The organism is Paraburkholderia sp. (genome assembly GCF_049581445.1).
Lineage (GTDB): Bacteria > Pseudomonadota > Gammaproteobacteria > Burkholderiales > Burkholderiaceae > Paraburkholderia.
Genome location: NZ_JBAURZ010000049.1, coordinates 1 through 10,041 on the forward strand (window position 1 = coordinate 1; position 10,041 = coordinate 10,041).

Here is a 10,041-nt window from a genome sequence, read left to right on the forward strand (position 1 = left end):
GCGCCGGGCCATGCGCGACGCACACGTGCCGCTCGCCGACGCGATCCTCGTCGAAGATACCCGGTCGCACCTGAAGAACTATCGCCGGCTGGGTATCCGCACCGTGTGGATCGTCGGCCATCTGCCGAATCCTGCCCGCGCGGATGGCATGGCGGGCCCGTTGCCGGGCACTGGCCGTCCGCACTATGTCGACCGACGCATTCGTTCGCTAAAATCACTCAGATTGGGCACCCGCTCAGTGCGACTGAAGGGACGACAGACATGCAACCGGATCACAAGCATGACGAGGCCGTAACCGAAGACCAGCCAGCCCCGGGCAGTGCCCCGCACCGTGCGACGCGCCTGAAACCCGGCGAGCGGCGCGTGCATATCCTCCAGACGCTCGCCGCCATGCTGGAGGCGCCGAAGAACGAAAAGATCACCACGGCGGCACTTGCCGCGCGGCTCGGCGTGTCGGAAGCCGCGCTGTACCGGCATTTCGCCAGCAAGGCGCAAATGTTCGAAGCCCTGATCGAATTCATCGAGCAATCGATCTTCGGGCTGATCAACCAGATCGTCACGAAGGAGCCGAACGGCGTCTTGCAGGCCCGAGCGATCGCCCTGATGCTGCTCAACTTTTCCGCGAAAAATCCCGGCATGACACGCATGCTGACCTGCGAAGCGCTAGTCGGTGAACACGAACGGCTCACCGAGCGCGTCAACCAGATCCTCGAACGCGTTGAAGCCTCGCTTAAGCAATGCCTGCGTCTCGGTCTGATGGACGCCAATGTCCAGGAGACGGCAGCGGCCAACTCTGCGGCGCAAGCCACGTCCGTGCCGTTACCGACGGACTACGATCCCGCCGTGCGCGCCAACCTGTTGCTCAGCTACATCGTGGGCCGCTGGCACCGCTACGTGCGAAGCGGCTTTGCGCGCAACCCGGCTGAACATGCGGACGCCCAGCTCAGACTGATTCTCCAGTAGTCCACTTGCGACAACGGGCGGACGCGCGGCCGCCCTGGCCTCCATGACGCTGCCGCGCCGGATTTTCCGCTATACTTTGCGCCTGAATGTTGTTACTGACGCGCCGATTTGCTGACTCGATTGCGGGCGCGCGAACCAGCTGGAATCTGTTCCGGCGGTTCACTATAAATGCGGCTAAAGAGGTCGTCAGCCGCGCATCCAGTCTCTTTCCGCGCCGACACCATTTAGCCGCCCCTGTAGAAGGCGGAATGAATGGAATCGATCGGCATCGTCGCTCCTCAAAAAATGCATTTCTCCGAGCCGCTGCTCATGCAGAACGGCAGCTCGTTGGCCAGTTTCGACCTGATGGTCGAAACCTACGGCACGCTCAACGCGGCCCGCAGCAACGCGGTGCTGGTTTGTCACGCGTTGAACGCCTCGCACCATGTGGCAGGCGTCTATACGGCCGACCCGAAAAACGTCGGCTGGTGGGACAACATGGTCGGCCCCGGCAAGCCGCTCGACACCGACAAGTTCTTTGTGATTGGCGTGAACAACCTCGGTTCATGCTTCGGCTCGACCGGACCGATGAGTCTCGATCCTGCAACCGGCGAACCGTATGGCGCAAGCTTCCCGGTCGTCACCGTTGAAGACTGGGTGAACGCGCAAACGCGCGTGGCTGATGCCTTCGGCATTCAGCGTTTTGCGGCGGTGATGGGCGGCAGCCTTGGCGGCATGCAGGCGCTCGCGTGGAGCGTGATGTACCCGGAGCGCGTCGGCCATTGCATCGTGGTGGCGTCGACGCCCAAGCTGTCCGCGCAGAACATCGCCTTTAATGAGGTCGCCCGGTCGGCGATCCTGTCCGACCCCGACTTTCACGGCGGCAACTACTACGCCCATAACGTGAAGCCGAAGCGCGGGCTGCGAGTGGCGCGCATGATCGGCCACATCACGTATCTGTCCGACGACGACATGGCCGAGAAATTCGGCCGCTCGCTGCGCCGAGCCGAAGGCGCGCTGGACGCCTACAACTTCAACTTCGACGTTGAGTTCGAAGTGGAATCGTATCTGCGCTATCAGGGTGACAAGTTCGCCGACTATTTCGACGCCAACACCTACCTGCTGATCACCCGAGCGCTCGACTATTTCGATCCCGCCAAGGCTTTCGATGGCGATCTGACCAAAGCCGTCGCGCATACGACGGCGAAGTACCTGATCGCCAGCTTCTCGACCGACTGGCGCTTCGCGCCGGCCCGCTCGCGCGAACTGGTGAAGGCGCTGCTGGATCACAAACGCACCGTGACCTACGCCGAGATCGACGCCCCGCACGGCCACGACGCCTTCCTGCTCGACGACGCGCGCTATCACAACCTGATGCGCGCCTATTACGAACGTATCGCCACAGAGGTGAACGCATGAACCAGCGCGCTCTCGATTATCTTGCGCTGCGCCCCGACTTCCGCGCCATCGCCCGCTGGGTCGAACCGGGCGCGACGGTGCTTGACCTGGGCTGCGGCGATGGCTCGCTACTCTCGCTGCTGACCGAGGAACTCGACGTTTCGGGCTATGGCATCGAGATCAACGACGCCGGCGTGCTTGCTTCGACGAAAAACGGCGTCAACGTGATCCAGCAGAATCTGGAAGACGGCCTGCGCCTCTTCGAGGACGGCAGCTTCGATTTCGCGATCCTGTCGCAGACACTGCAAACCATTCATCAGACCGCCGCGATCCTGCGTGAGACGGTGCGGGTCGGCAAGGAATGCATCGTGTCGTTTCCGAACTTCGGCTATTGGTCGCACCGGCTTGCCGTGCTGCAGGGCCGGATGCCCGTATCGAAGTCGCTGCCGTTCCAATGGCACAACACGCCGAACGTGCGTGTGCTGACCATCAAGGATTTCGAGGCGCTGGCGCCCGAGGTCGGCATCAAGATTCTCGACCGTGTGGTGCTGCATGGCGGTCAGGCGGTGCGTTGGGGCGTGAACTGGCGTGGTAGTCTTGCGGTCTATCGCGTCAAGAAAAGCTAATCTCTCGCTCACATGTCAAACCCGCCGCACGAGGCGCCTGCACTTACCGCTCACGTAGAACATCCCGGCTGGCGTGCCTTTCTGAACACGCACATGCTGATCTGCGTCTTTCTCGGCTTCACGTCGGGACTGCCGCTGTTTACGCTCGTCTATCTGGTCCAGGCGTGGTTGCGCTCGGAAGGTGTCAATCTGAAGGAGATCGGCCTTTTCGCGCTGATCCAGTTCCCCTATACGTGGAAGTTCGTCTGGGCGCCGCTCATGGACCGCTACGTGCCTCGCCTGCCGGGCTGGCGACCCGGACGGCGACGCGGCTGGATGCTGGTCACGCAGATTCTGGTCGCCGGCGCAATTGCCACGCTCGGCTTCGTGTCGCCGCACGACTCGATCTGGACGGTTGCCGCGCTGACCGCGCTGGTCGCGTTCTTCGGCGCGAGCCAGGATATCTCCATTGACGCCTACCGGCGCGAACTGCTGACCGATACCGAGCAGGGCCTCGGCAACGCGGTGCACGTGAACGCTTACAAGATCGCCGCGCTGGTGCCTGGGTCGCTAGCGCTGATCCTCTCGGACCATCTGCCGTGGACCACCGTGTTCATCGTCACCGCTGCGTTCATGGTGCCGGGCATGATCATGACGCTCGTCGTGCGCGAGCCCGAAGTGCACGGCGCGCCGCCGAAAAACCTGCGTGATGCGATCGTTCAGCCGTTCCGCGAATTCATCCTGCGCGACGGCTGGCGCGGCGCGCTGTTCGTGCTCAGCTTTATCTTCCTGTACAAGCTCGGCGACACGATGGCGACCAATCTGTCGACATCGTTCTTCCTCGACATCGGCTATTCGCGCACGCAGATCGGCGTGATCGCCAAGACGACCGCGTTCGGCGCGAGCCTCGCGGGCGGGATCGTAGGCGGCCTGTGGATGATGCGCATCGGCATTGGCCGCGGGCTATGGGTATTTGGCGTGCTGCAGATGGTATCGACGCTGGGCTTTGCGTGGCTTGCGCATCTCGGACCGGCCTCGCCGGGGCTCACCGAGATCTACGATTTCGCCGTCTTCACTAGCCATGCGGTGACGAAACTGCTTTCGGTGTTCGGCATTGACTGGACCGTGCAACTCGATCCGCGCTCGGTCGCGCTGGCGCTCGTCTACGGTCTCGAGACCTTCGCCACCGGCTTGACGATGGCGGCCTTCACCGCTTACATCGCCAGCACAACCGATCCGCGCTACACCGCCACGCAATTCGCGCTTTTCACGAGTCTTGCCTCGGTACCGCGCACGCTGGCCTCGGCGGCGAGCGGCTATGTGGTCGCGCAGATCGGCTGGTTCGAGTACTTTCTTGCCTGTACCGCGCTAGCGTTGCCCGGCATGCTGCTATTGCTGCGCATCGCCCCGTGGAGAGCGAAGTCGTGAACATCGTCGCTACAAGGCGAGCGGCCATGGCGACGCGACTGCGTCATGCCACGACCAGAGCACGGCGCGCGCTGCATGTAGCGCTGGCCGTTGTCTTCGCTACCAGCACGCTGGCTATGCCATGGAGCGCCTATGCGACGGCCATGCCAGCCCTCGCCTCACCGGCTAACGCTTCGGCTCCGGCGTCCGCCAGTGCGCCTGTTGCGAAATCAGCGCCGAACGCCGCGCCTGCGGACAATGCCGCTGGAACCTCATCGAACGAAGCCGGCGGCGCCGGTGCGAGCAGTAGCCCCAACGCGAACGTCGTCAACGCGGCAAGTGCAGCGACTGCAACGTCGCCAGCAGCCACATCGGGCGTACAAGCGCCTCCTCCCGTGACCGCCAGACAGCCCGCACGCAGCGGCAGTCCCGCGCCGGCCCCGGAAGCAAACCCGAGTTCAGCGCCGGCGTCAGCCGCCGCCGAGAATCGACCACCGGCTTACACGCCCATCCCGTCGATGCAGTTCGGCAGATACGCGGTGTTTCGCAACCTGATTCCATCGCCAGCGCTCGAGGCGCAGGCGGCCGACGAATTCGCCGAAATCGTGCGCGGCGCAGCCCACGCCGACCGGCTCTATCCCGACAACGACGCGCGCGTGATCCGCGTGCGCACGATCGTGGACAAGCTGATTCCGTATTCTCTGAAATGGAACGAGCGAGCTAAGAGCTGGAAGTGGGAAATCGCGGTGATCCGCTCGCCCGATATCCGCATGTACTGTCTGCCGGGCGGCAAGATCGTGATCTACAGCGGGATCCTTGATCGCGTACGTCTAAACGACAATGAACTCGGCATGCTGCTGGGCCACGAGATCGCGCACGCGCTGCGCGAGCACGCGCGTGAACGCCTAGGTGAACAACAGTCCGCGCAACTCGATTCGTCCGGGACGATTCCGCAGTTGTTCGGCCTCGCGGATCTTGGCGTGGCTCCGCTCGGCATCGGTTCGCAACTGCTCGAAATGAAATACTCGAACACCGACGAAACGGAGGCGGACGTGATTGGCAGCGACATCGCCTCACGCGCCGGTTACGATCCACGCGCGGCCGTCACCTTGTGGGACAAACTGGCCGCAGCGACGCATAGTAATCTCGATCAGGGCTACATCTACGTTCATCCGTACACGCCGGCGCGTCGTGCGGACATCATGAAACGGCTACCCGACATGCTGTCGCTCTATGCGAAGGCGATTGGCAAAACCGTCGACACGCTGCCCGACTACGGCGGCATCGGCCGCCCGCGCCGCACGCAATCCCGCGATCGGTGAAGCGTGCAACGAGCGCGCCTCATCTGATCCGGCGGTAACAACCCCGCCTTACTTCTTGAGCTTGTGGTCGTAGTCGACCGTCAGCGGCGCGTGGTCGCTGAACTTGATGTCACGGAACACGTCCGTGCGCTTCGCTTTGCCGGCAATACCCGACGTAGCGATCTGATAATCAATCCGCCACCCTACGTTCTTCGCATACGCCTGGCCGCGATTGCTCCACCACGTGTACTGCTCGGGACGCTGATCGAGCGTACGGAACACGTCGACGTAGCCCACTTCGTCGAACAGCCTGGTCAGCCACTCGCGTTCTTCCGGCAGGCAACCTGAGTTCTTCTGATTGCTCTTCCAGTTCTTGATGTCGATTTCCTTGTGGACGATATTCACGTCGCCGCACACGATTACTTCGCGCTCCTTGCTGAGTTCGGCGAGGTGCGGCATGAACTCATCCATGAAACGGAACTTGGCCTGCTGGCGGTCCTCGCCGCTCGATCCCGACGGCACATACACCGACACCACCGACAGCGTGCCAAAGCGCAACTCCACATAGCGCCCTTCCGGGTCGAACTCTTCACTGCCGAAACCGATCACGACCTCATCCGGCTCGTGACGGGTATACACCCCAGCGCCGCTGTAGCCCTTCTTCACTGCGTGCTGGAAGTAGCCGGTGAAGTTATGCGGCGCGAGGAATTCGGGGGTCATGTCGTCCTGCGAGCATTTGATTTCCTGCACGCACAGCACGTCGGCTTTCTGTTCACCGAACCAGTCGAAAAAACCTTTCTTCGCCGCAGAGCGGATTCCGTTCAGGTTGGCGGTAATCACACGCAACATGTCGTTCCTTGGTTGTTGATTCGTTACTACGAGTTCATGGTTGAGTCGAGGACGGAGCCAACGTCTGGCGCCCTCATTCGATTTTCACGCCCTTGAGCGATTCCTTCGCGGGCGGGTATTCAAGCTTCAAGCCTTCGAACGTGCGCAGCAGCAGTTCGGCCACCATCACGTTGCGATGCGTCTTCGAGTCCGCAGGGATGATGTACCAGGGCGCGTAAGGCGTCGAGGTTGCTGCCAGCATGTCTTGATACGCGTTCTGATACTGGTCCCACTGCTTGCGCGCTTCGAGATCCGATACGTCGAACTTCCAGTGTTTGGTCGGATCGTCGATACGCGCCTGCAGCCGCGCGCGCTGCTCGTCCTTAGAGATGTGCAACATGCATTTGATAATCGTCGTGCCGCTGTCCGCGAGCATGCCTTCAAACTCGCGGATATGGCGAAAGCGCCGCTCACGCTGGTCGCGGTCAAGCTGCCCCAGCACGACCGGCACCAGCACGTCCTCGTAGTGACTGCGGTTGAACACCGTCAGCTCACCAGCGGCCGGCGCCTGCGAATGCACACGCCAGAGAAAATCATGCGCGAGTTCTGTGGGCGTCGGTGCCTTGAACGGCACGATGCGCAGGCCGAGTGGATCGACCTCGTGAAACACCGCGCGGACCGTGCCGTCCTTGCCGCTCGTATCCATCCCTTGCAGCACTAGCAAAACACGCTGTACTCGCTGCGCGTGCAGACACTCCTGCAATGCGTCGAGTCGTGCCCCGATCTCGGCTAGGCGCTGACGGTCGGCATCCTTCGCGCCCGTCGAAAGCGGCTTCGTCCCCGGATCGAGATTCGTCAGCGCGAATTTCTCGATCTTCTTGGCGTCGTCGAAGTACGGTACGCGGTAATCGTCGAGTTCCGGTTTTTTCGCCATGCGTTGTCTCCAGAATCAGCCGCTGCGTCTGACGCAGCGGCGCCCGCAAAAGGAAACGGGCCGCTGCCCCACTTTCGTCCGGCAACGGCCCGTTATGACCGAAGCTGTGCACTCACTGAAGCACTAGCTTCAGCGTGTGCATCGCTGCGTTCAGGACAGCTTCTTCTTCAGCAGTTCGTTGACCTGCTGCGGATTGGCCTTGCCCTTGGTGGCCTTCATGGCCTGACCGATCAGCGCGTTGAACGCCTTTTCCTTACCCGCGCGGAATTCCTCAACTGATTTCTGATTGGCCGCGAGCACTTCATCAATGATCGCTTCGAGCGCGCCGGTATCCGAGATCTGCTTGAGACCCTTCGCTTCGATGATGCGGTCAGCGGCGGCTTCGTCGGTAGCTTTCTCGTCCCACATCGCGACGAAAATCTCCTTTGCGATCTTGTTCGAGATCGTGCCGTCGGCGATGCGTTGCAGCAGCAGCGCAAGTTGCGCAGCCGATACCGGGCTGTCGGCAATGTCGAGTCCTTCGCGGTTCAATAGCGAAGACACTTCGCCCATCATCCAGTTCGCGGCCACTTTGGCCTGCGCTGCGCCGACCTTCACCACCACTGCTTCGTAATACGCGGCCATTGCCTTGCTTGAAGTCAGCACGACCGCGTCGTACTGAGTCAGGCCGTACTGGTCGACCAGCCGTTGCTGGATTGCCACCGGCAACTCCGGCATCTCGGCCTTCACACGCTCCACCCACGCCGCGTCGATCACGAGCGGCATCAGATCCGGGTCCGGGAAATAGCGGTAGTCGTGCGCGTCTTCCTTGCTGCGCATCGAACGCGTTTCGCGCTTGTCAGGATCGTACAGACGCGTTTCCTGCACCACCGTGCCGCCGTCTTCGATCAGTTCGACCTGGCGGCGTACTTCGTACTGGATCGCTTCTTCGAGAAAGCGAAATGAGTTCAGGTTCTTGATCTCAGCACGCGTGCCGAACTCCGCTTGTCCGACTGGCCGCACGGACACATTCGCATCGCAACGGAATGAGCCTTCCTGCATGTTACCGTCGCAGATGCCGAGCCATGTGACGAGCGTATGCAGCGTCTTCGCGTACGCGACGGCTTCGGCCGCGCTGCGCATTTCCGGCTCGGTGACGATTTCGAGCAAGGGCGTGCCGGCGCGATTCAGATCGATCCCGGTCATGTCCGCGAAGTCCTCATGCAGCGACTTGCCGGCATCTTCTTCCAGGTGAGCACGCGTCAGATTGACTGTCTTGACGTACGCTTCCTTGCCCGCCTTTTCATTAGCCGGCACTTGAATCGTGACCTGTCCGCCTTGCACGACCGGAATCTCGTACTGGCTGATCTGGTAGCCCTTCGGCAGGTCCGGATAAAAATAATTCTTGCGCGCGAAAATGCTGCGCGGCGCGATGGTCCCGCCAATGGACAGACCGAATTCGATCGCACGTTGGACTGCGCCGCGATTCATCACCGGCAGCGTGCCCGGCAATGCCAGATCGACGGGGCAAGCCTGCGTGTTCGGTTCAGCGCCGAACTGCGTCGCCGCGCCCGAGAAAATCTTTGAGACGGTCGAGAGCTGCGTGTGCGTCTCGAGACCGATGACAACTTCCCATTCTTTGGCCATGTTCACACTCCCGCCGGTGCTTTGCGGTGCCAGTCCGTGGCACGCTGAAACGCGTCTGCAACCTGCAGCATGCGAGCTTCATTGAAATAGTTGCCGATAATCTGCAGACCCACCGGACGCTGTGCATTGGCACCCGCGCCGAAGCCGCACGGCACGCTCATGCCGGGCAGGCCGGCAAGACTCACCGACAGCGTGTAGATATCGGCCAGATACATCTGCACCGGATCGTCACCCTTCGCACCGAGATCCCACGCCACCGACGGCGCGACCGGTCCCATGATCACGTCGCACTGCTTGAACGCTTCCTGAAAGTCCTGCGCAATGATGCGGCGAATCTTCTGCGCCTGCAGGTAGTAGGCGTCGTAGTAGCCGTGCGACAGCACGTATGCACCCACGAGAATACGACGCTTCACCTCGGGACCGAAACCCTCGGCGCGCGACTTCTTGTACATATCGAGCAGATCGCGATACTCCGCGGCGCGGTGGCCGTAGCGCACGCCGTCGAAACGCGACAGGTTCGACGAGGCTTCCGCCGGTGCGATCACGTAATACACGGGGATCGAAAGCTCGGTTTTCGGCAACGTGACCTCGACTAGCGTCGCGCCGAGTGCTTCGTATTGCTTCAGTGCGGCATCGATGGCCGCGCGTACGTCGTCTGCGAGGCCCGCGCCGAAGTATTCCTTCGGCAAGCCGATACGCAGACCGGCAAGCGGCTTGCCTGCTGCGTTGGTCGCGCCATCAGCAGACCAGGTTTGGCCGAGGTAGCGCGTGTAATCTTCGTCGGCGCGCTCAAGACTGGTCGAATCGTGCGTATCAAAACCAGCCATGGCATTGAGCAGCGTCGCGCAGTCAGACGCGCTTTGCGCCATCGGACCACCCTGGTCGAGCGACGACGCAAACGCGATCATGCCGTAGCGCGACACGCGGCCGTACGTCGGCTTGATGCCGGTAATGCCGGAGAACGACGCCGGCTGACGGATCGAGCCACCCGTGTCCGTGC

Annotated in this window: 9 protein-coding genes and 1 pseudogene; 6 read left to right on the forward strand and 4 right to left on the reverse strand. The window is 61.9% G+C overall.

Going from position 1 to position 10,041, the window contains the following annotated elements; genetic code table 11:
- The 6 genes and pseudogenes from WCA85_RS03385 to WCA85_RS03410 form a co-directional block, all read left to right on the forward strand.
- A pseudogene (locus WCA85_RS03385) lies at positions 1–295 on the forward strand (HAD family hydrolase); the annotation flags it as partial.
- The gene (gene slmA, locus WCA85_RS03390) at positions 262–963 is read left to right on the forward strand and encodes a nucleoid occlusion factor SlmA (protein WP_424061765.1); all 702 of its coding nucleotides are present in this window, start codon (positions 262–264) and stop codon (positions 961–963) included. The pseudogene WCA85_RS03385 and the gene slmA, both read left to right, overlap by 34 nt.
- A 252-nt stretch (positions 964–1,215) precedes the next feature.
- Positions 1,216–2,361 carry a homoserine O-succinyltransferase MetX gene (metX, locus tag WCA85_RS03395; protein ID WP_424061766.1) on the forward strand — a complete coding sequence of 382 codons (1,146 nt, stop codon included), beginning with the start codon at positions 1,216–1,218 and terminating at the stop codon, positions 2,359–2,361.
- A complete protein-coding gene (metW, locus tag WCA85_RS03400; RefSeq protein ID WP_424061767.1) occupies positions 2,358–2,966 on the forward strand; it encodes a methionine biosynthesis protein MetW in 609 nt (202 codons plus the stop codon). The genes metX and metW overlap by 4 nt, the downstream gene beginning before the upstream one ends.
- A gap of 12 nt (positions 2,967–2,978) precedes the next feature.
- On the forward strand, positions 2,979–4,373 hold the full coding sequence (locus WCA85_RS03405; protein WP_424061768.1) for an AmpG family muropeptide MFS transporter: 1,395 nt from the start codon (positions 2,979–2,981) through the stop codon (positions 4,371–4,373).
- Positions 4,374–4,399: 26 nt separating this feature from the next.
- Positions 4,400–5,674: a M48 family metallopeptidase gene (locus tag WCA85_RS03410; RefSeq protein ID WP_424061769.1), complete on the forward strand. Its 1,275-nt coding sequence runs from the start codon at positions 4,400–4,402 to the stop codon at positions 5,672–5,674.
- Positions 5,675–5,722: 48 nt separating this feature from the next.
- On the opposite strand, the gene WCA85_RS03415 is transcribed toward WCA85_RS03410, so the two are convergent.
- The 4 genes from WCA85_RS03415 to WCA85_RS03430 all read right to left on the reverse strand — a co-directional run.
- The gene (locus tag WCA85_RS03415) at positions 5,723–6,502 is read right to left on the reverse strand and encodes an exodeoxyribonuclease III (protein WP_424061770.1); all 780 of its coding nucleotides are present in this window, start codon (positions 6,500–6,502) and stop codon (positions 5,723–5,725) included.
- A 73-nt stretch (positions 6,503–6,575) separates the two neighbouring features.
- Positions 6,576–7,415, reverse strand: coding sequence for a PPK2 family polyphosphate kinase (locus tag WCA85_RS03420; protein ID WP_424061771.1), 840 nt, complete (start codon positions 7,413–7,415; stop codon positions 6,576–6,578).
- A gap of 150 nt (positions 7,416–7,565) precedes the next feature.
- Positions 7,566–9,041 (reverse strand): Asp-tRNA(Asn)/Glu-tRNA(Gln) amidotransferase subunit GatB, encoded by a 1,476-nt coding sequence (gatB, locus tag WCA85_RS03425; RefSeq protein WP_424061772.1) that lies wholly within the window; start codon positions 9,039–9,041, stop codon positions 7,566–7,568.
- Between the two features lie 2 nt (positions 9,042–9,043).
- Positions 9,044–10,041, reverse strand: a 998-nt coding sequence (locus tag WCA85_RS03430) for an amidase family protein (RefSeq protein ID WP_424061773.1), incomplete at its 5' end; no start/stop codon positions are given.